The organism is Streptococcus parasanguinis, assembly GCF_040908565.1.
In the GTDB taxonomy this organism is placed as follows: domain Bacteria; phylum Bacillota; class Bacilli; order Lactobacillales; family Streptococcaceae; genus Streptococcus; species Streptococcus parasanguinis_AC.
Genome location: NZ_JBDGEA010000017.1, coordinates 14,656 through 38,708, shown reverse-complemented (window position 1 = coordinate 38,708; position 24,053 = coordinate 14,656). Strand labels below are relative to the sequence as shown.

Genomic DNA, 24,053 nt, shown 5'->3' with positions numbered 1-24,053 from the left:
GTTTCGGTATATTCTTTATGAAATTCATAAGTTAGAACTTATTTTGATTTCTTGACAAAATCGCGTAACCTATCTTACTTATAATTTATTTTTATATATTCTAAAGGGAGTTGGACTCCCTTTTCTTTTTGAGTTGAAGATGATATAATCATACGAGTGAAATCTACGAAAGAGAGTTAAGCATGAGTATTTTAGAAGTGAAAAATTTGAGTCACGGTTTTGGGGATCGTGCGATTTTTGAGGATGTGTCTTTCCGTTTGCTAAAGGGAGAGCATATCGGTTTGGTCGGGGCCAATGGTGAAGGGAAATCGACCTTCATGAGCATCGTGACCGGTAAGATGCAACCAGACGAAGGAAAGGTCGAGTGGTCTAAGTATGTGACAGCTGGTTACCTGGACCAACACGCTGTCCTAAAAGAAGGACAAACGGTGCGCGATGTCTTGCGGACAGCTTTTGATGAGTTGTTCACAGCAGAAGCTCGGATCAATGACCTCTATATGGCTATGGCAGAAGACGGAGCTGATGTCGATGCTCTCATGGAAGAGGTTGGGGAACTCCAAGAACGTCTAGAAAGTCGTGATTTCTATACCTTGGATGCCAAGATCGATGAAGTGGCGCGTGCTCTTGGGGTCATGGATTTTGGGATGGAGACAGATGTGACCTCTCTTTCAGGTGGGCAACGGACCAAGGTCCTCTTGGCCAAACTCCTCCTTGAAAAACCGGATATCTTGCTACTAGACGAGCCGACTAACTACTTGGATGCAGAGCACATCGATTGGCTCAAGCGCTATTTGCAAAATTATGAGAATGCCTTTGTCCTCATTTCCCACGATATTCCATTCTTGAACGATGTGATCAATATCGTTTACCATGTGGAAAATCAGCAGTTGACCCGCTATTCTGGGGACTATTACCAATTCCTTGAAGTCTATGAAATGAAGAAATCGCAATTGGAAGCGGCTTATGAGCGTCAGCAAAAAGAAATTGCTGATTTGAAAGATTTCGTAGCCCGTAATAAGGCACGTGTAGCTACACGGAATATGGCTATGTCTCGTCAGAAGAAGCTGGACAAGATGGAACTCATTGAACTGCAAAGTGAGAAACCAAAGCCATCCTTTGATTTTAAAAATGCCCGAACTCCAGGACGCTTTATCTTCCAGGCTAAGGATCTCCAGATTGGGTATGACCGTCCTTTGACCAAGCCTTTGAACCTAACGTTTGAGCGCAATCAAAAGGTAGCCATCATCGGTGCCAACGGGATCGGGAAAACCACTCTCTTGAAGAGCTTGCTAGGAATCATTCCACCTATCGCTGGAGAAGTAGAACGTGGAGATTACCTAGAGCTTGGCTATTTCGAGCAAGAGGTCGAAGGAGGCAATCGTCAGACACCGCTTGAGGCAGTTTGGAATGCCTTTCCAGCTCTCAACCAAGCAGAGGTCCGTGCAGCCCTTGCCCGCTGTGGTTTGACCACCAAGCATATTGAAAGCCAAATCCAGGTCTTATCCGGTGGGGAGCAAGCCAAGGTACGTTTCTGTCTCTTGATGAACCGTGAAAACAATGTCTTGGTCTTGGACGAACCAACCAACCACTTGGATGTGGATGCTAAAGATGAATTGAAACGGGCCCTGAAAGAATACAAGGGATCGATCCTCATGGTTTGCCACGAGCCGGACTTCTATGAAGGCTGGATGGACCAAATCTGGGACTTTAATGAATTGACTTAAACACAAAAAGAGAACCGTGCGGTTCTCTTTTCATTATTTCTTATTTCTTGAAATCATAGTCTTTTAAGATTTCAATTTTTTCAATTTTGATATCTGATTTTGGTTTGTCCTTATCATCAGTTTCGGCAGATGCGATTTTATCCACCACATCCATGCCATCGATGACTTGTCCAAAGACAGTGTAGTTGCCCCCATCAAGGGTTGGATTTCCACCATTTTTATAAGCATCGATGATCTTAGCTGGGAAGCGATCAGTCGGGAGCTTGCTAGAAATATCTTCCTTATTTTGGTTGATATAGAATTGACTACCATTGGTATTTGGACCAGAATTGGCCATGGCTAGGGCTCCACGAAGGTTGTAAAGGTATGGAGAATACTCATTCTCAAAACCGGTACCTGAATCTTTGGATTTGTCTTTGCCCTTCCAGATGGATTCACCACCAGTACCATCTCCCTTAGGATCACCAGTTTGGATCATAAAGTTGTTAATGACACGGTGGAAAAGTAAGCCATTGTAGTAGCCTTCTTTTGCATGGGTCAAGAAGTTTTCAACTGCAAGAGGGGCATATTTAGGGAAGAGCTTCACAGTGATGTCGCCTTCAGTCGTTGTGATTTTAACCTCCGCTTCGTCTTCAGCCACGTCAGTTGAAAGTTGTGGGAAGACGGCATTTTCATTGGTCATGGCCTCGTTAAAATCTTTGCGCAGTTGTTCTAATTTCTTTTGTTCTTCTTCAATTTTCTTTTGATCTTTTTCACTAGAGCTAGAAGTTGCTGTCTGCTCGGTCTTTTCTTTGCTTGAGCTTGAAGAGTTAGCGTCTGTCTTATTGGACGAACAAGCTGTTAAAGCCAAGCCGGAAAATAATAGTAGTGCGATTAATTTTTTCATATTCTTCCTTTCCAACAAAGTTGTCTTTCTCTATTGTACCTTAATTTTGCGATACTTTCAAATTTAGACGGAAATCTCTCTTAACTTAAGTTGGTTAAAGATTGTAAATGCTTGATAAATCACTAATTAAGAAGGAAGTTGCGTAGAGATAGAAAATTCGGTATGATGGGAGATAAGTTGTTTAGTTTATGAAAGAAACGATTGGTTTTGTAGAGGAAAAGAATGAAAAAATACTTTAATAGTAAAATGGCAGGGATTCTATTAAGTTTGCTACTTATTTTAGGGTGTGTATTCGTATTGGTTCATCCTAAATCTAATCAGCAAAAGAAAACTGAACCTGCTTCAAAATATGTAGAATCAGGGAATATTAAGAATGTTTCATACTGGGGTGATCATAACAAGTATATTCTAGCTAAGGATTTTTATTTTGTAGGGAATCGTTATTTGGTCAGTTTTAATTATAATGAAAAACAAGACAAAAACAATTTACAGAAAGAATATACTGGATTTCGATATTATGATATAAGTAGAGATATGGCAGAAACGAAAGTTGATTTCATAAAAGATATTCGAAAAAAATTTCCAAAAGCTTACTCGAAAAATTTCGATGTGATAAATAATAAAGGTCAAAGTCTTGTATGGTTTCGCTATTATGAGTCAAAGGATTCAAAAAAATCATATGAATTATTTTATGATTTAGATCATCATGAATTTATTGAATCCGAAAGTATAGATACAGAAGTGTCAACTATTGACGCAATCCTTACTTCCTATACTAATTTAGGTGGTTTGGTAGTGAAAAATTCAGGGTATCGTATTGGGTCAAGAATAGAGCTTAATGAGTATAGAGATAAGAATAGCGAAAATCTAAATATTTTTAAAGAACATCCTGAATTGAAAGAAAAGCTTTCAAAGGAAGGTTACATCTTATACCCACGTCAAGACTCTATGTCTAATGCGGAATATTTTGACCAACTACTTCACTGGTTTGCTTATATCGGTCAAGATCGAATCTCTGGAGTAAAGATAGATGCTTACTACTCAAAAGATGGACAGGAGCATGAAATCCATTCTTATGAAGAGTTTAAACAATACTACAATGGAAAAGATGGCGAATTACAGGATTGAATCTAGCCACATTGAAAACAGGAATAGAAAAGAGTGATGTGTATGAATTATGGTCAAATGCGCAAAAACTATAGACTCTATATTAGATCTGCTGGCTTGTTGGCAATGCTTCTGATTGTTTGTATAGGATTATTGGTCAGAGATCCCCTTCTTCAGACTGCGGGCCTCTTATTGGTCCTTGCAGGCTTGTTTTTATTCATCCAATTGCTCAAGAAGAGCTATACTAACAAGTGCAACACCTTGCTCCATGTAGACTTAGATTTAGCTTTTTGGCAGCAATACCTTCAGTTGAACAAGAATGTGAAAAAGGCCATTTCACAGATAGATATGAAGTTGACATCGGTCGCCTATTCTTTTATGATGGGAGATTTCGATGCTGTTATAGAGGAAGCTAGGGAGGCACTTAGTCAGAAGGAACTACCGCAGAAATATAAGAACTTTTTTGAGAGTTATCTTATTCGTTCGATCGTGCTGACAGATCCTGATTTGACTAGAGAAGAACTGGAGGGTCGGTTGAATGAATTGACCATAACAGACCCCACACTAGCTGAGAAAACGAAAAAGGTCTGTCTCGCTCTTTATGATTTAACCATTGCCCACCAAAGCAATGACTATTTCGAAGGCTTAAGCAATGACTTCAAGTACCAGCAGTTGGAAATTATCTACTACCAGGCCTTAAATGCTACTCTTAAAGGCGATAAGTCTAGAGCGGAAGAGCTCTTTCGCAAGTTAGCCTCAGAAGATGAGTCGCTCTATATCGTTCGAAAGGCTAAACAATACTTGAAGGATGAAGACAGTCATCTGTAAATCCTCCAATCGAAATAGACATTAATTGAAAGAGCCTGAAAAAATATAAGGAGTTATTGGAAGGTAAGAATGAAAAAATCAATCTTTAAGGCTAATTTTTATGAGAGCCGTCGTTTGCGTCATGATGGCTTTATCGATTATATGGTCAGGGACACAAATAGCCGAAAAATCTACACAAAGCCATTAAGTATTGCGAGAAAACTATTTTCATTTATGGGCATACTGTTCATGTTTGGATTTTCTGCATTAATGGAGTCGCAAATTCATCATCCTGATCCAGATGCACCAGTTGAAACCTGGGGGATCAATTTCTATCCACTTTGGCTGTTTTTCTTGTGTTGGTTTTTATGGTTTCTTGTTTGTAGAAAAAATCTGCGTAGAAAATATGATGCAAAGATTCCTTATACTAGTATCTTGAATTCGAATCTATTTCTGATTTGGATGGTGCTTGTTCTGAATTTGTTTTTTATCGCCTTCATAGGTAGATACCTTACGATTTTGGGGTTGGTTTTATTCTATGTTCTTACCGGAATCATATTGTTTATGATTATCCAATCTAGAATGAAATCGCTAAAAACTCGTCTTTATGGAGTGCAGGATCCTAGTGCAACTGCTAAACAGCAAAAGTTCATAGAAGTCATTACTGGATTAGGTGGGATAATTGTAGTAGGTTGGTTAGCTCTGAAATTTCTTTTCCCCCAAGTTGGGGAAGTGAAAGCTGATTTTTTAGGAACCATATCATTTATAGGAATGATATTTTTTGGAAATATTATTATGCTGGGTATGATAGTAGTGATGATGTTACCCTATTCACTGTATGGTTATTATCGAAATAAATATTCAGAGGAATATCGAGAGTTCGAAGGAAAATCGCTGGAAGAATGGTATGGGATGAAGTACTTAAAGAAGCATAAGGAGTTGTTGAAAAATGAATAAGAATTTTAAGGAGATGTCGTTTGATGAATTGAAATGTTACCGCAGGGAAGGTCTATGGAGATCTTTGGGGCTATTGCTGGTCATTATTTTAGTGATTGTGGGAATGGTCTTGATGGAAGTGAATCATGTTTCTCCATCCAATCAGAATCGTTTTCGGGTTATTGGGTTGACAACGGTCATTGCGCTCTTTGGCTACCTGATGCCTCTGATGGCAGCAAATCGTGTGATGCGAGATCATCCGGATTGGGTTAAGAAATCAGGGATTCGAGCGAAGATTCCCTTGCCGATGGCTTGGCATGTCAAAAGGCTTTGCGTCCTTGGAGCGAGTCTATTGGTGATTGGAGTAGGATTTGCTTCGTCATTCAAACCACAAGTCCAACAGACAAATTTACAAGATCAAATCGATATCATTCAAATGGATCATGACTTGGAAAGAGAGCAAAAATTCGACCAAGTTCTAGATACCATCACACCGGAGGATAAAAAATCTGAGTAAGAACCATTTTGGAATTTGAACATCATTGAATATCGTTCTAAACAGCTCTAAAGAACAGTGCCCACTCGGTGCTGTTTTTCTGCTTTCTGCTACAAATTTGTGAAAGTGATTTTACTAGAGAACTGGCTTGGAATTGTGATATAATAAAGGTTATGGCAAACAATAATCAATCAAAAAAAACACGGTCGACGAGACGACTGTCCAAAGCAGAATTAGAAAGAAAAAAAGCAATTCATCGCATGATTGCGACCATTCTGATTAGTCTGGTTTTAGTTTTTGCGACCTTGAAATTGGGAGCAGTAGGGGTCTTGGCCTACAACTTGATCCGACTCTTTGTTGGGAGTTTGGCTTACTTGGCTATTTTAGCGACCTTTTTCTACCTCTATGCCTTTAAATGGCTGGACAAACACGAAGGGGTGATTTCAGGATTCCTAAGCTTCTTTGCTGGGCTTCTCTTGATGTTTCAGGCCTTCTTTGTATCCTCCCTTCATTTAGACAATAATGGGATCAAGGTCACCTTTTCAAGAATCATGGCAGACCTGATTCATCTGCGAGTGGAGAGCTTTGCCGGTGGTGGTATGATCGGTGCCCTTCTTTATGCTCCGATTTCCTTCCTGTTTTCAAATATTGGCTCTTATTTTATTGGCCTTCTCTTTATTGGATTGGGGATTCTCTTGATGAGTCCTTACTCCATCTATGATTTGTTTGAAAAGGGATCGGAAGCCTTCCACGCTTCTATGGAGAAACGCAAAGAGCGTCGCGAGCAGAAATTCCTTGAAAAAGAAGCGAGAGCTGCCGAGGAAGCTGCTGCAGCTGAAAGAGAGCAAGAAGAAGCAAGTGCAGTTTTTCCAACTCCCCTTTCAATGGAAGGGCATCCTGTAGACCCTGAAACGGGAGAGGTGTTGGCGGAAGAGCCGTTCACAGAGCCCTTCCCAGAAGCCGAAATTGTCGCACCAGCAACACCAGAGATTTACCTGCCAGATCAAGAATGGCCTGAAGAGCCTGAAGCATACGAAGAGTTTCCGGAAGCCGAAGAATTCGAGGACGATGGGGAAGAAGTTCAAGTGGATTTCACACCTAAGGAACTCCTCCAGTACAAGCTTCCAACAATTGATCTCTTCGCACCTGATAAGCCGAAAAATCAATCCAAAGAGAAAAACATCGTTCGCCAGAATATCCGTATTTTGGAAGAGACCTTTGCAAGCTTCAATATCAAGGCGACAGTGGAGCGGGCGGAAATCGGCCCTTCTGTTACCAAGTATGAAGTCAAGCCAGCTGTCGGTGTGCGGGTCAACCGTATCTCCAATCTAGCAGATGATTTGGCCTTGGCCCTAGCAGCCAAGGATGTGCGAATTGAAGCACCGATTCCAGGGAAGTCTCTGGTCGGGATTGAAGTGCCTAACTCAGAGATTGCGACCGTTTCCTTCCGTGAATTGTGGGAGCAGTCCAAAACAGATCCGGCTAAACTCCTTGAGATTCCTCTTGGGAAGGCTGTAGATGGCTCGGCTCGGACCTTTGATTTGGCTCGGATGCCCCACCTCTTGGTAGCGGGTTCTACTGGATCTGGTAAGTCAGTAGCGGTCAATGGAATTATTTCGAGTATTTTGATGAAGGCTCGTCCGGACGAAGTCAAGTTTATGATGGTCGATCCAAAGATGGTGGAGCTTTCTGTCTACAATGATATTCCTCACCTCTTGATTCCAGTGGTGACCAACCCACGCAAGGCTAGTCGGGCCCTGCAAAAAGTTGTCGATGAGATGGAAAATCGCTATGAGCTCTTCTCGAAAGTGGGCGCTCGGAATATTGCTGGCTTTAATGCCAAGGTGGCTGAGTACAATGCCCAGTCTGAGATGAAGCAAGTACCACTTCCATTGATTGTGGTCATTGTCGATGAGTTGGCAGACTTGATGATGGTCGCAAGTAAAGAAGTGGAAGATGCCATTATTCGCCTTGGACAAAAGGCGCGTGCGGCTGGGATCCACATGATCCTTGCGACCCAACGGCCATCGGTTGACGTTATCTCAGGTTTGATCAAGGCCAATGTGCCTTCCCGTGTCGCTTTTGCGGTATCATCTGGGACCGACTCACGGACCATCTTGGATGAAAATGGGGCAGAGAAACTACTCGGTCGCGGAGACATGCTCTTTAAACCGATCGATGAAAACCACCCGATTCGTCTGCAAGGATCCTTTATCTCAGATGACGATGTAGAGCGGATTGTCAACTTTGTCAAAGAGCAGGCAGAAGCCGATTATGATGATGCCTTTGATCCAGGAGAAGTATCGGAGTCAGACTTTGACGGAGGCATGGGTGGCTCAGACGAAGGCGATCCTCTCTTTGAAGAGGCCAAAGCACTCGTCATCGAGACCCAAAAAGCCAGTGCTTCGATGATCCAGCGCCGCTTATCGGTTGGTTTTAACCGGGCGACTCGCCTCATGGAAGAGTTGGAAGCAGCGGGTGTGATTGGACCAGCTGAAGGAACCAAACCTCGAAAAGTATTGCAACAATCATAAGGATAGGGAAAAAGGGCATATGCCCCACTCCCTTTTCTTTTTATAGAAAATAGAAAGTAGGACCAGATGAAGTTAGATACGATTCATCATATTGCCATCATTGGACGGGATCGCGACACCATGTTGCACTTTTATGTGGACCAGTTGGGATTTGCAATTGTCAGTGAGTATGACCGTCCCGAACGCGGAGATATCTTGATCAATCTCCGCCAAGGGCAGCTGACTTTAGAACTCTTTATCAAACCGACGGCCCCAGAACGGCCTAAGCTCCCCTTGCCTGAGCATACGGGACTGCGTCATCTGGCCTTTCAAGTGGACGATGTAGAGACCTATCTAGCTAGATTGGATCAGCTAGGTATTGAGAATACAGGCCTTCGCTATGATGATTTTGATGGCAAGAAGATGGCATTTTTCTTCGATCCAGAAGGATTGCCCTTGGAAATACATGAGTGAGGAAAGCAATGGATAGATTAGAAGGACTCAGTCAGGAAGAAGTAGCGAAAAAGATCCAAGAGGGCAAACAAAATAAGGTCACGATTAAGACAGAAAAAAGTATTGGGCAGATCATTCGAGACAATGTCTTTACCTACTTTAATCTGATTTTCCTGGTCTTAGCGGTCTTGCTGGTAGCAGTGAAGTCTTGGAACAATCTCTTGTTTGTCCCGGTCGTCGTGGTCAACTCCCTGGTAGGAATTGTGCAGGAAGTCCGCTCTAGACGGATCTTGCGTCAGATGCAATTTCTACATATGAGTGAGGCGATCGTTCTTCGCGAAGGAAAAGAATTTGCTCTACCTATCGATCAGCTGGTGGAGGGCGATCTAGTTCGCTTTCAAGCTGGAGACCAGATCTATGCGGATGGGTTTTTGCTGGAGGGCGAGCTAAAAGTCGATGAATCGCAATTGACCGGTGAAGCCGATGAGGTCAAAAAAGGAGCGCAAGACGCGCTCATGTCAGGTAGTTTTGTGATCGCTGGTCAAGGACTGGCGCGATTGGAAAAAGTTGGGAATGACTCCTACATCAACCAACTGAGCCTGGAAGCCAAGCAGGTCAAGTCTCATGAGGAGTCTGACATGGTCCATGCGGTCAATCGTATTGTAGGGATCATTGGTCTTCTCATCATTCCGCTAGGTTCTCTCCTTTTTCTTCGCAGCTATATCAGCCTAGGCGATAGTCTTAAGCTCAGTGTGACTTCAACAGTCGGGGCCTTGATCGGGATGATTCCGGAAGGCTTGTATCTATTGATGACCTTGGCACTGGCTCTAGGTGCTGTCAGATTGGCTAAGGAAAAGGTTCTGCTCAATAGTATGAAGGGGATTGAGACCTTATCGCGCGTGGATGTCCTTTGTGTCGATAAGACAGGGACCATTACAGAGCCTGGTATGGAAGTGACAGAGATTCGTCCAGTTAAAGGCGCTCAAGACTTGGAAGCTCTAGCTCAGTATGTAGAAGCTAGTATGGATCAAAACGATACCATGGATGCGATCCGTAAATTTCACAAGACTCCAGTCAGCCGGCCTTGGAAGGCCCTCGACGTTCAGCCCTTTACGTCCAAGAAAAAGTATGGGGCCATTGCCTTTGAATCTGGAATCTATGTATTAGGCGCACCAGAATTTGTTTTACGAGAGGGCTTCCCTGAGGTTGAAAAGGAGATAGCTCCTGCTACTCAGGCAGGTAATCGGGTCTTGGCCTTTGGGAAATATAAGGGAGAACACCTGGGAGAGACTTTAGAGGCTCCTGTAGACTTGGTAGCCTGGATTATTCTCTCCAATCCTTTGAGAAAAAATGCCAAAGAAACCTTCTCCTACTTCAAACAACAAGGGGTGACCATTAAGGTCATTTCAGGGGACAACCCAGCAACAGTCTCAGCTATTGCGCAAAAAGCAGGCATTAAAGGAGCAGAAGATCTAATCGATGCCAGAACCTTACTGACGGAAGAAGATTTGCACCAAGCAGCGAGCCAATATACGGTCTTTGGACGAGTGACACCAGAGCAAAAGAAAAGCCTTGTTGAAGGCTTGCAGGCAAAGGGTCATAAAGTCGCCATGACTGGAGATGGCGTCAACGATATTCTGGCCCTCAAAACAGCGGATTGTAGTATTGCGATGGAATCTGGAAACGATGCGACCAAGAAGATGGCGCAAGTGGTTTTACTGGATTCTGACTTTGGAAAGATGCCGTCTATCGTGGCAGAAGGTCGGCGAGTGGTCAATAATATTCAACGATCAGCCAGTCTCTTTTTGATCAAGAATATCTTTTCCATTTTGTTGGCCATCTCTGTGACGCTCTTAGCCTTTACCTATCCCATCATGCCGTCGCAGATGTCTTTGATCAGTGGTTTTACGATTGGGATTCCAGGATTCTTCCTAGCGCTTGAGCCCAATAGCGAGCGCATCAAAGGGCGCTTTATCGAAACGGTCTTTAAAAATGCGCTACCTGCTGCCTTGACGGATTTTATATTGATCTTTAGTTTGGTGTTGCTCTCTTCAACATTTGGCATGAGATCGGAAGAACTCTCAAGTGCAGCCATCTGCTTGATGGCCTTCGTTGGATTTACCATCATCTACCAAGAATCCCAGCCTCTCAATCACTACAAGAGACTGGTTCTTCTAGGAAATATCCTAGCCTTCCTGGTTTCAAGCAGTATCTTAGGGAGATTCTTTAACATGAGCCCCTTGAGGATCCAAACGCTGCTTATCTGCGCCATCATGGCAGCTCTAGCTCTCATCTTGATTCAAGTCTTTAAGAAACTAGTGGGCTGGTTCTTTCATCGGAAGAAATAAAAAAAGACTACTCTTAAAGATGGAGTTGTCTCAGATTGAAGAAAAAGATAATTTGGAAACTTTCCTTAGGTGAGTACGGACGTCAGCGAACTTCCACGAAGTTCCATGACTTAGTTTTGAACCTAAAGATTCAAAACTCCCGAGTGCTAGAAACAATCGTGTTTCTAGCACTTTTCTCACGTCGGAAAGTTTCAGTAAATATTTGGAGAATTTAAACTTAAAATGACTTCAGTCTATGCAGTATCATCAGGGTTATTTATAAAAAAGACAACTCTAAAGATAGAGTTGCCTTTTGGCATTAGATAAACAAACTAGCGGTTAAGATCAGATAGAGCAAGAAAGTGACCAGAAATCCAGCGCGCCAGAAGTATTTGATAAATTTAGGATAATAAAAACTCTTTTTCTTTTTTAAGAAATAAACCGTTAGTCCCAAGGCCAAAAGCGAAAGGCTCAAGGCTAATAGTGGTAAGAGGCTGTGGTAAAAAGCGCTGTCTGAAATCAGGTAGTACTCCAAGGCAAATAATGGAAAAGCAATATCGGTGGATCGCCATCCTCTTTTTTGGAGTTTAAAGAGGTGAACAATGATGCCGCTCAGAATCAGCGTTAAAAAAATAAATAATACAGAAGCAACTTTGATTAACATAGCTTCATTCTATCATAAAACGAAAAAAAAGTTTACTATATTTTAATTTTTTCTTGCAAAAAAAGAGAAATCGTGTATAATAGAAAGGTATGCACAAAGCATACTTGTGGGAGGTAAAAATCTGTAATTACCGCCAAAACCACAAAGGAGGATTTAAGAAATGGCTAAAAAAGTCGAAAAACTTGTAAAATTGCAAATCCCTGCTGGTAAAGCTACTCCAGCTCCACCGGTTGGTCCAGCGCTTGGTCAAGCAGGTATCAACATCATGGGATTCACTAAAGAGTTTAACGCTCGTACAGCTGATCAAGCTGGTATGATCATCCCAGTTGTTATCACTGTTTATGAAGACAAATCATTCGATTTCGTTACAAAAACACCACCAGCTGCTGTTCTTTTGAAAAAAGCTGCAGGTGTTGAAAAAGGTTCAGGTACACCGAACAAAACGAAAGTTGCAACTGTAACTCGTGCACAAGTACAACAAATCGCTGAAACTAAGATGCCAGATTTGAACGCTGCAAACATTGAGTCTGCAATGCGTATGATCGAAGGTACTGCTCGTTCTATGGGATTCACTGTTACTGACTAATTGTAACAATCCTATTTGCCCGCAATACACTTGATCAAATGACGAGTGACGTGGGAGATGAAAATCGATATGACCACATTACAAGGAGAAAGATAAAATGGCTAAAAAAAGCAAACAACTTCGTGCTGCTCTTGAAAAAATCGACAGCACAAAAGTCTACAGCGTAGAAGAAGCTGTAGCTCTTGCAAAAGAAACTAACTTTGCAAAATTTGACGCAACTGTAGAAGTTGCTTACAACTTGAACATCGACGTGAAAAAAGCTGACCAACAAATCCGTGGTGCAATGGTATTGCCAAACGGAACTGGTAAAACAGCTCGCGTTCTTGTATTTGCACGTGGTGCAAAAGCTGAAGAAGCAAAAGCTGCTGGTGCAGACTTCGTAGGTGAAGATGACCTTGTTGCGAAAATCAACGATGGTTGGTTGGACTTCGACGTTGTTATCGCTACACCTGACATGATGGCTCTTGTTGGACGTCTTGGACGTGTCCTTGGACCACGTAACTTGATGCCAAACCCTAAAACTGGTACAGTAACAATGGATGTTGCGAAAGCAGTTGAAGAGTCTAAAGGTGGTAAAATCACTTACCGTGCTGATAAAGCAGGTATCGTTCAAGCGATCATCGGTAAAGTTTCATTCGATGATACTAAATTGGTTGAAAACTTTAAAGCTTTCAACGACACAATCCAAAAAGCAAAACCAGCTACAGCTAAAGGTACTTACGTAACTAGCTTGACTTTGACTACAACTCAAGGTCCTGGTATCAAAGTGGATGTTAACTCACTTTAATTGAAATGAAAAGCTACCTTCGGGTAGCTTTTTTTGTACGCCATTTTTATTTGCTACAGTTGGTAAAACTAATCGGATGGAAAAAAGAAAATTTTGATGGATATGACTATATAAAAAGCGTAATTTATGGTAAAATAATACAGATCAAAAAAGGAGAGAGAAAATGGTAGAACCTAAGTATAAACGTATCTTAATCAAGCTATCTGGTGAAGCCCTTGCTGGCGAACGTGGTGTCGGAATCGATATCAAAACTGTCCAAAATATGGCCCAAGAAATCAAGGAAGTTCACGAACTTGGAATTGAAATTGCCTTGGTGATTGGAGGGGGAAACCTTTGGCGTGGAGAACCTGCTGCTGAAGCAGGGATGGATCGTGTCCAAGCAGACTACACAGGTATGCTTGGTACTGTCATGAACGCTCTTGTGATGGCTGATTCGCTTCAACAAGTTGGCGTGGATACCCGTGTTCAAACTGCGATTGCTATGCAACAAGTTGCAGAACCATATATCCGTGGTCGTGCCCTTCGTCACCTTGAAAAAGATCGGATCGTGATCTTTGGTGCAGGGATCGGTTCTCCTTACTTCTCAACAGATACGACAGCAGCCCTTCGTGCAGCTGAGATTGAAGCAGATGCCATTCTCATGGCTAAAAATGGGGTCGATGGTGTTTACAATGCCGATCCGAAAAAAGATGCTTCAGCTGTGAAATTTGAGGAATTGACTCACCGCGATGTGATCAATAAAGGTCTTCGCATCATGGACTCAACAGCCTCTACTCTCTCCATGGACAACGACATTGACTTGGTTGTCTTTAATATGAATGAACCAGGCAATATCAAACGCGTTGTCTTTGGTGAAAATATTGGTACAACCGTATCGAATAACGTAGAAAAATAATAGAAAATAGAGGAAGATTATGGCAAACCCAATCGTAGAAAAAGCAAAAGAAAGAATGACCCAGTCTCACCAAAGTTTGGGACGTGAATTTGGTAGCATCCGTGCTGGACGTGCAAACGCAAGTCTTTTGGATCGTATTTTCGTAGAATACTACGGAGTAGAGACTCCTTTGAACCAATTGGCATCTATCACCATTCCAGAAGCGCGTGTTTTGTTGATCACACCATTTGATAAATCATCTTTGAAAGACATCGAGCACAGCATCAATGCTTCTGACCTTGGCATCACTCCAGCCAACGATGGATCTGTTATCCGCTTGGTTATCCCAGCTTTGACAGAAGAAACTCGTCGTGACTTGGCAAAAGAAGTGAAAAAAGTGGGTGAAAATGCTAAAGTAGCGATCCGTAACATCCGTCGCGATGCTATGGATGAAGCGAAGAAACAAGAAAAAGCAAAAGAAATCACAGAAGATGAATTGAAAGGTCTTGAAAAAGAGATCCAAAAAGTTACGGATGACGCTGTCAAGCATGTAGATGAAATGACAGCGCACAAAGAAAAAGAATTGATGGAAGTTTAATCCATCCCAACCATTACAGGAAAGATAGACTCAGTTGGCATTGCTGGCTGGGTTTTATTTCCATTATTCTTGTGAAGAGGCAAGAGGAAAGAAGGAAACATGAATACGAATCTAGCAAGCTACATCATGGGAATGGTCATCGATGAAAATGATCACTTCTATTTTGTTCAAAAAGATGGCCAGACCTACGCGCTTGATAAAGCAGAAGGCCCACACAAAGTTGGAGAAAGTGTCAAGGGCTTTGCCTATACGGATATGAAGCAAAAGCTCCGACTCACGACACTTGAAGTCACTGCAACTCAAGAAAGCTTTGGCTGGGGAACGGTCACGGAAGTGCGCAAGGATTTGGGAGTCTTTGTGGACACAGGGCTTCCAGATAAGCAGATTGTTGTCTCACTAGATATCCTACCGGAGATCAAAGATCTATGGCCTAAAAAGGGCGATCGTCTCTATATTCGTTTAGAAGTCGATAAGAAAGATCGGATTTGGGGGATCTTAGCCTACCAGGAAGATTTCCAGCGTTTGGCTCGTCCAGCCTACAACAATATGCAAAACCAAAACTGGCCAGCCATTGTCTACCGCTTGAAATTGTCTGGAACCTTTGTTTACCTTCCAGAGAACAATATGCTGGGCTTTATTCATCCGAGTGAGCGCTATGCAGAACCACGCTTGGGACAAGTCCTAGATGCCCGGGTCATTGGATTCCGTGAGGTAGATCGGACCTTGAATCTATCTTTGAAGCCACGCTCGTTTGAAATGTTGGAAAACGATGCCCAAATGATTTTGACCTATTTGGAAGCCAATGGTGGCTTTATGACCCTGAATGATAAGTCATCTCCAGAAGAGATCAAGGCAACTTTTGGGATTTCAAAAGGTCAGTTCAAAAAGGCTTTGGGTGGTTTGATGAAGGCCAAAAAAATCAAGCAAGACCAGTTTGGAACAGAGTTGATCTAAGAGGAGGCTTATGCGAAAATCATTTTATACTTGGTTGATGACGGAGCGCAATCCTAAAAGCAATGCTCCTAAAGCCATTCTTGCAGATCTTGCATTTCACGAGTCTGCTTTTCCCAAGCATACAGATGACTTCGACGAGGTCAGTCGCTATCTAGAAGAGCATGCGAGCTTTTCCTTTAATCTTGGCGATTTTGATGCGATTTGGGAAGAATACCAAGCCCACTAGAAAAGGACAGGTCGAGGATGGTTTTTTCTCGGCCTCTTTGTTATAATAATAGAAAAATACAGGTAGAGAGGTTCTTTATTTGCAAGAACATTCAGTTGAAATTACATTAACGCATCCAGACGATCTCTTTCATTTGTTTGGATCTAACGAACGCCATCTTCGTTTGATGGAGCAAGAATTTGGGGTAACTATTCATGCCCGGACAGAAATCGTCCAAATCATTGGGGAAGAAGAAACCTGCGAGCAGGTTCGTCAAGTCATCCAGGCTCTTTTGGTCCTCGTTAACCGTGGCATGACCATTGGAACGCCGGATGTGGTGACCGCCATTACCATGGTGAGAAATGGGGAATTGGATAAGTTCATCGCTCTCTATGAAGAAGAGATTATCAAGGATAGTTACGGCAAGCCCATTCGAGTTAAAACGCTTGGTCAAAAGATCTATGTTGATAGTGTCAAGAACCATGATGTCACTTTTGGGATTGGACCAGCGGGGACTGGGAAAACCTTCCTAGCAGTGACCTTGGCCGTGACCGCCCTCAAGCGTGGTCAGGTCAAGCGGATTATTTTGACGCGTCCAGCTGTGGAAGCCGGAGAAAGCCTTGGTTTCCTTCCAGGAGATCTCAAAGAAAAAGTGGACCCTTATCTACGACCGGTCTATGATGCTCTATACCAGATTTTAGGGAAAGACCAAACAACTCGGATGATGGAGCGGGAGATTATCGAGATTGCGCCTTTGGCTTATATGCGGGGGCGGACCTTGGACGATGCCTTTGTCATCCTCGATGAAGCGCAAAACACCACCATCATGCAGATGAAGATGTTTTTGACCCGTCTTGGTTTTAACTCTAAGATGATTGTCAATGGAGATACTAGCCAGATTGACCTTCCTCGAAATGTCAAATCAGGCTTAATTGATGCTCAGGAGAAATTGAAGAACATTTCTCAAATTGACTTTGTGCATTTCTCTGCCAAGGATGTCGTTCGCCATCCAGTAGTAGCAGAGATTATCCGGGCCTACGAGCCCATCCCAAATCCAGTGCTCAAAGAAAAACCGGATGTGGAAGAAGCAGAATAAAAGAGAGGGGGACAGAAATCGGTAATTCGTTAGAATTCGATTTCGTCGTCCCACCTCCGCACAGTTGAGTAGGGCTGTAAAAGCTGATGAAATCAGCGTAGTAGAGCCCACTCAACCACTGCGTCATGTAGTTATTTCTATCATACAACGAAGGCTGGACACTTTGTGCCCAGCCTTTAAATGTCAGTAATTATACTAATTCATCAATTGAAGTGAAGTCGCGCTCTAAACCAGTAGCAACAGGTTGGCTGGTGATATGACCTTGGTAAGTGGTAACACCTTCTCGCAAGCCTTCGTCGAGGGCAATTGCCTTGTGGAAGCCATTGTCAGCTAAAGCTTCGACATAAGGAAGGGTCACATTGGTAAGGGCGATGGTAGAAGTGCGAGCGACTGCCCCTGGAATATTGGCAACGGCATAGTGGAGTACGCCATGTTTTTCGTAAACTGGCTCCGTATGTGTTGTCACACGATCTGCTGTTTCAATTACCCCACCTTGGTCAACGGCCACATCGACGATGACAGAACCGGGACGCATTTGTTTAACCATATCATCTGTCACTAATTTAGGAGCTTTCGCACCAGGAATCAAGACAGCACCGATGACAACATCGGCATCACGGACGCTGGCTTCAATATTAAAGGGGTTGGACATGAGGGTTTGGATTTGGTGACCAAAGACATCTTCCAGAACGGCTAAACGTTTAGCACTGATATCCAAGATGGTAACCTGGGCACCGAGTCCAAGAGCGATCCGAGCTGCGTGGGTTCCAACGACCCCACCACCGATGATGGTGACTTTTCCTTTGGGAACACCTGGCACCCCTCCTAGGAGGACACCAGATCCACCTTCTTGTTTGGTTAAGAAGTGAGCACCGATTTGCACCGCCATTCGTCCAGCAACCTCACTCATTGGCACCAAGAGGGGCAATTGGCCATCTTGGTCACGAACCGTTTCGTAGGCAACTCCTGTTGTTTTCGCTGCGACCATAGCGTCCGCTAATTCAGGAGCTGCAGCCATATGCAAGTAAGTGAAGAGCAAGAGGTCTTCGCGAAGGAAGCCGTATTCTTCAGCGAGAGGTTCCTTGACTTTCACCACCATCTCAGTGTCCCAAGCTTCTGCAGCAGTCGCAACGATGGTTGCCCCTTGTTTAACGTAATCTTCATCTGCAAAGCCAGAACCGAGTCCGGCATTGGTTTCCACCAAAACTTGATGCCCTTTCTTCACCAAGCTTTGTACGCCTGCAGGTGTCAAACCGACCCGATTTTCATTGTTTTTAATTTCTTTTGGAATACCGATTAACATGATTATTTCTCCTTACTTAGATATGGGTGTAAAAAGGCCATTGGTGTGAGATTTCTCTCTTGACTCAATGACCTTTTCACTCCTTATCTGATTGTTTTAATTGATTTTATTGTATAGAAAAGTTGGTTAAAAAGCAAGAAAAATTTGAGCTTGCCTTCCTTTAGGTTATTTGCTAAACTAATCCCTAAAGAAGGAGTGTCAAATGGAAAATTTATATGTGAAGTTAGCGGGTTATCGTGAAATAGAGACAGAGCGTTTACGTTTGCGTCCGGTCACTCTTGAGGATGCACCGGCTATGTTTGAGTACGCTTCTGATGAAGCTGTTACGCGCTACACTTTTCCAACCAATCAAAGTCTAGAAGAGACGCGTAATAATATTGCCCTCTTTTACCTAGCGAGCCCGCTTGGAAAATGGGGGATCGAGCTCAAAGAAAATGGAAAATTTATTGGGACGATTGATTTACTGGATTTGGATCTTTGTCTGAAGAAGGGGAGTATTGGCTATGTTCTGAATAAAGACTATTGGAACCAAGGTCTTGCGACAGAGGCTATCAAGGCAGTCATTGCCCTAGCTTTTGAACAGTTAGGGATGAACAAACTCATTGCCGTTCATGACAAGGACAACCCAGCTTCTGGCCGGGTGATGGCCAAATCAGGGATGCAATTTTCCCACGAAGAAGCTTATGCGATGCTAGATCTGCATGAAGAAGGGCGAATGGTGACGAGAGTTCATTATGTCCTCACAAAGGAAGAATATTTGACAGAAAAATGAGTCAGGATATTGACAAAAGGCCTATCTCCATGATATAGTAGATAGGTACTGCTGGTTTAGCTCAGTCGGTAGAGCGCATCCATGGTAAGGATGAGGTCGCCGGTTCAATCCCGGCAACTAGCATAGTAGAAGAGAGAAGCATAGAGAGATCTAAGCTTCTTTTTTTGCGAGTTCATCTTTAAAAATTTTGCCTTTTTCAACAATTTTCAAAAAAACGTTGACAAGCACAGAAATCCGTGGTAAAGTTAGAACAACAAAGAGAAAGGAGAAAACCATCATGAACAAAGTAGATGTTTTGATGACACAATTGAATACACAACTTCTCCAATCTCAGTTGAGTTCTATGTAAAAATTGAATGAACCCAAGATGGAGGAGTCTGTCTTGGGTTTTTTGTATGCATTTTTTCCTGCCTTAACTGAATTGGTGACAGGCATCAGAAGGCCCAAGTGTGGACTGAGCACCTACTCAGCTCCTTACTTGGGTTTTTTCTGTGCTATTTTGAAAAGGAGAATATATGATCAGAGCTATTTGGGAGTATATCAGGGAGCGCAAGTGGCGATATGTGAAGATCGCTATGGTCCTGATTCTTTATGATTACACCTTATTGATCCCGACGCAAGTTATTCAGCGTCTAGTGGATCATCTGAGTCAGCAGACGCTGACGCAATCCAACTTTGTATGGGATATGGTCCTCTTGGTAGGATCAGCCATCCTCAATTACCTGACGGCTTTTTATTGGCAGTTGCGCCTCTTTCAGTCGTCAGTTCATTTCAAGGCGACCCTTCAGGGACAAGCTTTTCGTAAACTAGTAGCTATGCGGCGTCCCTTTTTTGAGAAATTCCGTTCAGGAGATCTCTTGACGCGGTTCACGACGGATGTCGATGGCATGGCCGACATGGCTGGTTACGGGATGATGGTGCTCCTGTTTGGCGGTGGCTTGTTTGCCTTTATTATTCCGACCATGTTTTTCATTTCTTGGCGATTAACCTTGACTTCCTTTATTCCCATGATCTTCCTTATCGTCTCGACCTATTTTTTGAGTAGAAAGCAGGAGGATTATGTTGAGCAAAACCGGGAAGCAGTCGCTCAGTTGAATGATGAAGTCTTGGAGTCCATCGAAGGAATTCGGATCATGAGGGCCTATAGTAAACGGGACCAGCAGGTCAAACAGTTTCAGAAGAAAACAGCCAGTCTATCCAAAACAGGGGACAAAATTGCTTCTATCCAATATTCTTTTGGCCCCTTAGCCCTGTTGTTTATTGGTTTTTCGACGGTCCTACTCTTGGTATTTGGAGGTCAGTCCTTAGCAAGCGGGCAATTGAGCCTTGGCAAGTTATTGGCTTTGCAGCTGTATTTGGTCTTTTTAATTGAGCCTATGTGGATGATGGCGGACCTGATCTTGGTCTATCAGACAGGGCAAATGTCCTATAAAAAATTAAAAGAAGTGATTGATGAAACGGATGATCTCGAACCAGATGGTCCTAACTATTTAGAGCAGATTGATTCGGTGCAGTTTAAGGATTATTCTTTCAGCTATCCTGGTGCTGAGCGAAAGAGTCTATCAGGCATTGATTGGACCATTCAGAAAGGACAGACAGTTGGAATTGTTGGTCGTACCGGAGCAGGAAAGACTAGTCTGGTTCGACAATTCTTGCGGCAGTACCCAGTTGGTGAGGGAGAATTCTTGGTCAACCAGCAACCGATCGTGGACTACAACCGACACTCCATTGAAGCTAAAATCGGCTATGTTTCCCAAGAACATATTTTATTCTCAAAATCCATTCGTGACAATATTGCTCTGGGTAAAAATGGTGCTAGTGAAGAGGATTTGGTGGAAGCTGTTGCCCAAGCTGCTTTTGCGGATGATCTTGAGCGGATGTCTCAGGGAATGGACACCATGATTGGTGAGAAAGGGGTCTCTGTATCAGGTGGTCAAAAACAGCGGATCTCGTTGGCACGTGCTTTTTTAAGGGATGCGGATCTCTTGCTGTTAGATGATTCCCTTTCGGCAGTAGATGCGAAGACTGAACAGGCCATTATTGACACCATTCAAACAGAGCGAAAAGGCAAGACGACCCTCATTGTTTCCCATCGCTTGTCTGCGGTTCATCAGGCAGATTGGATCATTGTCTTGGATCAAGGACAGATTGTAGAAGAAGGTAGAGCTAGTGATTTACTGGCTCAAGAGGGCTGGTATTATGAACAATACCAACGGCAACAAAAACAGGAAGGAGAATAAGATGAAAGTATTGAAACGATTATTATCTCGGATCACTCTTTATCCGACGGTTTTTCTTTCCGGCTTTATTTGTCTCTTACTAGCTACCATTTTTTCTGAATTGTCTCCTTTTCTTCTCCAAAAGATGATAGATGGGCCTTTGACTGCACTGACCCACGGTGGAGGACAAGGGGACTTGCTTCAGATGGGAGCATTTTATCTCTTAGTCTTGAGCCTAGGACAGCTGATTAGCTACCTAGGAAATCGGATCTTACTGCATGGAAGTAATCAAGTAACCGCTAGTCTGAGAGACCAAGCTTTTCAAGTCATGCAAGGTCTGCCTATTTCTTATTTTGATGACAAGCCGGCTGGAAAGATCGCAACAAGAATTGTCAATGATACGGAGACCTTGCGGACCCAGTTTTATAACTCTTGTATGATACTAGTCATCTATTTGGTGCGATTTCTCTTTATCCTAGGGATTCTCTTTTTCCTGAGTCCTATGATGGGGCTACTCTTGTGTCTGGTTTTTCCAATTTTCTATGGAATCCAGTATCTCTACAAGGTCATGACGGACCAGCCTATGAAGGATTTCTTTGATGCGAGAAGCGAGGTCAATACCCAAGTCAATGAACTCTTGCATGGTGCCAGCATGATTCAGCTCTATCATCAAGAGCCTGATGTGGTAGAGGAGTTTGAAGCCACTACCCAGAAGATGCTAGGGGCCAATGATCGGATCCTCTTAGCTGATTCCATCGCTTCTTGGACCTTGACAGAATTGCTCAAGTTTTTAGTGATTGCAGGTATATTGACCATCGCTGGGATTTCTTTTCTACAGGGCAATATCGGTGTGACAGCTGGTTTCTTATTTATCAATATTAACTATGTCATCAATCTGTTTGATCTCATGGCCAATCTCAGTCGTCAATTTCCGAATATTCGGCGATCACTAGAGACGGGGAGTCGCGTCCTTGCCTTTTTGGATCAACCCTTAGAGGCCGATGGCGTATCGGAACTGAAGATAGAAAAGGCTCAAGTCGTGTTTGATGATGTTCAATTTGCTTATGAAGAAGGCAAGCCAGTTTTACAGGATATTGCCTTTCAGGCGAGTCCCGGGGAAACCATCGCTCTTGTGGGCCATACTGGATCGGGTAAGTCTTCTATTATGAATCTGCTCTATCGTTTCTATGATCCTCAAGAAGGAGCGATTTTGATCGATGGGCAAGATATTCGCCAAGTCTCTCGTGAGAGCCTGCGAAGCCACATGGGCATTGTTCTGCAAGATCCTTATCTATTTACAGGAACCATTGCCAGTAATGTGGCCATGAGTCAGGATCATATTGACCGGGATGCGGTCAAAGATGCGCTGAAAAAAGTCGGGGCTTGGCCTTTTGTAGAGCACCTTGAAAAGGGAATCGACCATCCAGTAGTCGAAAAAGGGTCTGCCTTTTCAAGTGGCGAGCGCCAGTTGATTTCCTTTGCGCGAACGCTCTATATGAATCCGCAAATTCTGATTTTGGATGAGGCAACCTCTCATATCGATACGGAAACAGAAGAAGTCATCCAACAAGCTATGGCGGTCCTGCAAAAGGGCCGGACCACCTTTATCATTGCCCATCGCTTGTCCACTATCCAAGATGCGGATCAGATCTTAGTCTTATCTGAAGGACGCATTGTAGAGCGTGGTAGACATGAAGAGCTGGTCGCACAAGGCGGGATCTATGCCCAGATGAATGCCATCCAGCAAACAGTGGTGTAAGATGATCATGCAAAGAAAAAGTTTGAGAACCAGCCTGTATCTAGTATATAGGCTGGTTTTTGTGATATAATAAAGTGATAATAGTGAGGTGATCCAGATGTATATTGAAATGGTAGATGAGACTGGCCAAGTCTCTGACGAAATCTTAAAACAAACGCAAGAAATTTTAGAATTTGCTGCTCAAAAAATTGGGAAAGAAGACAAGGAAATGGCTGTGACTTTTGTAACCAATGAACGCAGTCATGAATTAAATCTTGAATACCGTGATACGGATCGTCCGACAGATGTCATCAGTTTAGAATACAAGCCTGAGATGGAGATTTCTTTTGATGAGGAAGACCTTGAAGAAAATCCAGAATTGGCAGAGATGATGGCGGAATTCGATACCTATATTGGTGAGCTCTTTATTTCAATTGACAAGGCGCGGGAGCAAGCGGAAGAATATGGCCATAGCTTTGAGCGCGAAATGGGATTTTTGGCAGTACATGGTTTTCTTCACATCAATGGCTATGATCACTATACGCCAGAAGAAGAAAAGGAAATGTTTGGCTTACAGGAAGAGATTTTGACAGCCTATGGACTCACAAGACAATAAGCGAAAATGGAAAAATCGGGACTTCACTTCAAGCCTGGAGTTTGCGATAACAGGAATTTTCACTGCGATCAAGGAAGAGCGCAATATGCGCAAGCATGCCTTATCAGCCCTTGTAGCAATTCTTGCTGGTTTGGTATTTAGGATTTCTGCGACAGAATGGCTCTTTTTATTGCTCAGCATCACCTTGGTGATTGCTTTTGAAATTATGAATTCAGCCATTGAAAATGTGGTGGATTTAGCGAGTAACTACCATTTCTCCATGTTGGCAAAGAATGCCAAAGACATGGCGGCTGGAGCAGTCCTCGTCGTATCAGGTTTTGCCCTACTAACAGGACTGGTGATTTTTGTGCCCAAATTCTGGGCCTTGGTATTTGGATAAGAGGGAGTATGCC

At 43.1% G+C, this 24,053-nt stretch carries 23 protein-coding genes and 1 tRNA gene; 21 read left to right on the top strand and 3 right to left on the bottom strand.

Annotated features, from left to right (window positions below; translation table 11 throughout):
* Positions 1-182: 182 nt before the first annotated feature.
* Positions 183-1,724, top strand: a complete 1,542-nt coding sequence (locus AB5Y61_RS08620; protein WP_129299071.1) for an ABC-F family ATP-binding cassette domain-containing protein — start codon at positions 183-185, stop codon at positions 1,722-1,724.
* 40 nt (positions 1,725-1,764) lie between these two features.
* On the opposite strand, the gene AB5Y61_RS08615 is transcribed toward AB5Y61_RS08620, so the two are convergent.
* Positions 1,765-2,610, bottom strand: a complete 846-nt coding sequence (locus tag AB5Y61_RS08615) for a peptidylprolyl isomerase (protein ID WP_368403858.1) — start codon at positions 2,608-2,610, stop codon at positions 1,765-1,767.
* Between the two features lie 222 nt (positions 2,611-2,832).
* Between AB5Y61_RS08615 and AB5Y61_RS08610 the strand changes: the two genes are divergently transcribed.
* The 7 genes from AB5Y61_RS08610 (at position 2,833) to AB5Y61_RS08580 (ending at position 11,270) form a co-directional block, all read left to right on the top strand.
* Positions 2,833-3,738: a hypothetical protein gene (locus AB5Y61_RS08610; protein WP_368403857.1), complete on the top strand. Its 906-nt coding sequence runs from the start codon at positions 2,833-2,835 to the stop codon at positions 3,736-3,738.
* Between the two features lie 42 nt (positions 3,739-3,780).
* The gene (locus AB5Y61_RS08605; RefSeq protein WP_368403856.1) at positions 3,781-4,545 is read left to right on the top strand and encodes a hypothetical protein; all 765 of its coding nucleotides are present in this window, start codon (positions 3,781-3,783) and stop codon (positions 4,543-4,545) included.
* 69 nt (positions 4,546-4,614) lie between these two features.
* On the top strand, positions 4,615-5,481 hold the full coding sequence (locus tag AB5Y61_RS08600) for a hypothetical protein (RefSeq protein ID WP_368403855.1): 867 nt from the start codon (positions 4,615-4,617) through the stop codon (positions 5,479-5,481).
* Positions 5,474-5,977, top strand: coding sequence for a hypothetical protein (locus tag AB5Y61_RS08595; RefSeq protein ID WP_368403854.1), 504 nt, complete (start codon positions 5,474-5,476; stop codon positions 5,975-5,977). The genes AB5Y61_RS08600 and AB5Y61_RS08595 overlap by 8 nt, the downstream gene beginning before the upstream one ends.
* Positions 5,978-6,129: 152 nt before the next feature.
* Positions 6,130-8,490, top strand: coding sequence for a DNA translocase FtsK (locus AB5Y61_RS08590; RefSeq protein WP_368403853.1), 2,361 nt, complete (start codon positions 6,130-6,132; stop codon positions 8,488-8,490).
* A gap of 66 nt (positions 8,491-8,556) precedes the next feature.
* The gene (gene gloA2, locus AB5Y61_RS08585; RefSeq protein ID WP_368403852.1) at positions 8,557-8,943 is read left to right on the top strand and encodes an SMU1112c/YaeR family gloxylase I-like metalloprotein; all 387 of its coding nucleotides are present in this window, start codon (positions 8,557-8,559) and stop codon (positions 8,941-8,943) included.
* An 8-nt stretch (positions 8,944-8,951) separates the two neighbouring features.
* Positions 8,952-11,270 carry an HAD-IC family P-type ATPase gene (locus AB5Y61_RS08580; RefSeq protein ID WP_368403851.1) on the top strand — a complete coding sequence of 773 codons (2,319 nt, stop codon included), beginning with the start codon at positions 8,952-8,954 and terminating at the stop codon, positions 11,268-11,270.
* Between the two features lie 298 nt (positions 11,271-11,568).
* Here AB5Y61_RS08580 and AB5Y61_RS08575 read toward each other — a convergent pair whose 3' ends face one another.
* Positions 11,569-11,913, bottom strand: a complete 345-nt coding sequence (locus AB5Y61_RS08575; protein ID WP_049472904.1) for a DUF3397 family protein — start codon at positions 11,911-11,913, stop codon at positions 11,569-11,571.
* Between the two features lie 160 nt (positions 11,914-12,073).
* Here AB5Y61_RS08575 and rplK point away from each other — a divergent pair, with 160 nt between their 5' ends.
* From rplK to AB5Y61_RS08540, 7 genes are all read left to right on the top strand, one after another.
* A complete protein-coding gene (gene rplK / locus AB5Y61_RS08570; protein ID WP_003005369.1) occupies positions 12,074-12,499 on the top strand; it encodes a 50S ribosomal protein L11 in 426 nt (141 codons plus the stop codon).
* 97 nt (positions 12,500-12,596) lie between these two features.
* On the top strand, positions 12,597-13,286 hold the full coding sequence (rplA, locus tag AB5Y61_RS08565) for a 50S ribosomal protein L1 (protein WP_003005355.1): 690 nt from the start codon (positions 12,597-12,599) through the stop codon (positions 13,284-13,286).
* A gap of 163 nt (positions 13,287-13,449) precedes the next feature.
* Entirely contained in the window at positions 13,450-14,181 is a 732-nt protein-coding gene (pyrH, locus tag AB5Y61_RS08560; RefSeq protein WP_003005706.1) for a UMP kinase, read from the top strand.
* 19 nt (positions 14,182-14,200) lie between these two features.
* Positions 14,201-14,758, top strand: a complete 558-nt coding sequence (gene frr, locus AB5Y61_RS08555) for a ribosome recycling factor (protein ID WP_003005165.1) — start codon at positions 14,201-14,203, stop codon at positions 14,756-14,758.
* A 99-nt stretch (positions 14,759-14,857) separates the two neighbouring features.
* Complete coding sequence (cvfB, locus tag AB5Y61_RS08550; RefSeq protein ID WP_215194569.1) at positions 14,858-15,712, top strand: RNA-binding virulence regulatory protein CvfB; 855 nt, start codon at positions 14,858-14,860, stop codon at positions 15,710-15,712.
* Between the two features lie 10 nt (positions 15,713-15,722).
* Entirely contained in the window at positions 15,723-15,938 is a 216-nt protein-coding gene (locus AB5Y61_RS08545; protein WP_003005127.1) for a YozE family protein, read from the top strand.
* 79 nt (positions 15,939-16,017) lie between these two features.
* On the top strand, positions 16,018-17,013 hold the full coding sequence (locus AB5Y61_RS08540) for a PhoH family protein (protein ID WP_347112429.1): 996 nt from the start codon (positions 16,018-16,020) through the stop codon (positions 17,011-17,013).
* A gap of 190 nt (positions 17,014-17,203) precedes the next feature.
* On the opposite strand, the gene ald is transcribed toward AB5Y61_RS08540, so the two are convergent.
* Positions 17,204-18,316 carry an alanine dehydrogenase gene (ald, locus tag AB5Y61_RS08535; protein ID WP_368403850.1) on the bottom strand — a complete coding sequence of 371 codons (1,113 nt, stop codon included), beginning with the start codon at positions 18,314-18,316 and terminating at the stop codon, positions 17,204-17,206.
* A 202-nt stretch (positions 18,317-18,518) separates the two neighbouring features.
* Between ald and AB5Y61_RS08530 the strand changes: the two genes are divergently transcribed.
* The 6 genes from AB5Y61_RS08530 (at position 18,519) to AB5Y61_RS08505 (ending at position 24,040) form a co-directional block, all read left to right on the top strand.
* On the top strand, positions 18,519-19,088 hold the full coding sequence (locus AB5Y61_RS08530; protein ID WP_368403849.1) for a GNAT family N-acetyltransferase: 570 nt from the start codon (positions 18,519-18,521) through the stop codon (positions 19,086-19,088).
* A 50-nt stretch (positions 19,089-19,138) separates the two neighbouring features.
* Positions 19,139-19,211, top strand: a tRNA-Thr gene (locus AB5Y61_RS08525).
* Positions 19,212-19,603: 392 nt separating this feature from the next.
* Positions 19,604-21,328 carry a tetracycline efflux ABC transporter Tet(46) subunit A gene (gene tetA(46), locus AB5Y61_RS08520; protein ID WP_368403848.1) on the top strand — a complete coding sequence of 575 codons (1,725 nt, stop codon included), beginning with the start codon at positions 19,604-19,606 and terminating at the stop codon, positions 21,326-21,328.
* Between the two features lies 1 nt (position 21,329).
* Entirely contained in the window at positions 21,330-23,066 is a 1,737-nt protein-coding gene (gene tetB(46) / locus AB5Y61_RS08515; RefSeq protein WP_368403847.1) for a tetracycline efflux ABC transporter Tet(46) subunit B, read from the top strand.
* A 97-nt stretch (positions 23,067-23,163) separates the two neighbouring features.
* Positions 23,164-23,661, top strand: a complete 498-nt coding sequence (gene ybeY, locus AB5Y61_RS08510) for an rRNA maturation RNase YbeY (RefSeq protein WP_006595862.1) — start codon at positions 23,164-23,166, stop codon at positions 23,659-23,661.
* Positions 23,642-24,040: a diacylglycerol kinase family protein gene (locus AB5Y61_RS08505; protein WP_003008202.1), complete on the top strand. Its 399-nt coding sequence runs from the start codon at positions 23,642-23,644 to the stop codon at positions 24,038-24,040. Before ybeY ends, AB5Y61_RS08505 begins: the two co-directional genes overlap by 20 nt.
* The last annotated feature ends 13 nt before the right edge of the window (positions 24,041-24,053 follow it).

Excerpts from the sequence above, each read along its gene's own strand:
- AB5Y61_RS08620 (WP_129299071.1), top strand. The coding sequence starts at position 183 with ATGAGTATTTTAGAAGTGAAAAATTTGAGTCACGGTTTTGGGGATCGT.
- AB5Y61_RS08615 (WP_368403858.1), bottom strand. The coding sequence starts at position 2,610 with ATGAAAAAATTAATCGCACTACTATTATTTTCCGGCTTGGCTTTAACA.
- AB5Y61_RS08610 (WP_368403857.1), top strand. The coding sequence starts at position 2,833 with ATGAAAAAATACTTTAATAGTAAAATGGCAGGGATTCTATTAAGTTTG.
- AB5Y61_RS08605 (WP_368403856.1), top strand. The coding sequence starts at position 3,781 with ATGAATTATGGTCAAATGCGCAAAAACTATAGACTCTATATTAGATCT.
- AB5Y61_RS08600 (WP_368403855.1), top strand. The coding sequence starts at position 4,615 with ATGAAAAAATCAATCTTTAAGGCTAATTTTTATGAGAGCCGTCGTTTG.
- AB5Y61_RS08595 (WP_368403854.1), top strand. The coding sequence starts at position 5,474 with ATGAATAAGAATTTTAAGGAGATGTCGTTTGATGAATTGAAATGTTAC.
- AB5Y61_RS08590 (WP_368403853.1), top strand. The coding sequence starts at position 6,130 with ATGGCAAACAATAATCAATCAAAAAAAACACGGTCGACGAGACGACTG.
- gloA2 (WP_368403852.1), top strand. The coding sequence starts at position 8,557 with ATGAAGTTAGATACGATTCATCATATTGCCATCATTGGACGGGATCGC.
- AB5Y61_RS08580 (WP_368403851.1), top strand. The coding sequence starts at position 8,952 with ATGGATAGATTAGAAGGACTCAGTCAGGAAGAAGTAGCGAAAAAGATC.
- AB5Y61_RS08575 (WP_049472904.1), bottom strand. The coding sequence starts at position 11,913 with ATGTTAATCAAAGTTGCTTCTGTATTATTTATTTTTTTAACGCTGATT.
- rplK (WP_003005369.1), top strand. The coding sequence starts at position 12,074 with ATGGCTAAAAAAGTCGAAAAACTTGTAAAATTGCAAATCCCTGCTGGT.
- rplA (WP_003005355.1), top strand. The coding sequence starts at position 12,597 with ATGGCTAAAAAAAGCAAACAACTTCGTGCTGCTCTTGAAAAAATCGAC.
- pyrH (WP_003005706.1), top strand. The coding sequence starts at position 13,450 with ATGGTAGAACCTAAGTATAAACGTATCTTAATCAAGCTATCTGGTGAA.
- frr (WP_003005165.1), top strand. The coding sequence starts at position 14,201 with ATGGCAAACCCAATCGTAGAAAAAGCAAAAGAAAGAATGACCCAGTCT.
- cvfB (WP_215194569.1), top strand. The coding sequence starts at position 14,858 with ATGAATACGAATCTAGCAAGCTACATCATGGGAATGGTCATCGATGAA.
- AB5Y61_RS08545 (WP_003005127.1), top strand. The coding sequence starts at position 15,723 with ATGCGAAAATCATTTTATACTTGGTTGATGACGGAGCGCAATCCTAAA.
- ald (WP_368403850.1), bottom strand. The coding sequence starts at position 18,316 with ATGTTAATCGGTATTCCAAAAGAAATTAAAAACAATGAAAATCGGGTC.
- AB5Y61_RS08530 (WP_368403849.1), top strand. The coding sequence starts at position 18,519 with ATGGAAAATTTATATGTGAAGTTAGCGGGTTATCGTGAAATAGAGACA.
- ybeY (WP_006595862.1), top strand. The coding sequence starts at position 23,164 with ATGTATATTGAAATGGTAGATGAGACTGGCCAAGTCTCTGACGAAATC.
- AB5Y61_RS08505 (WP_003008202.1), top strand. The coding sequence starts at position 23,642 with ATGGACTCACAAGACAATAAGCGAAAATGGAAAAATCGGGACTTCACT.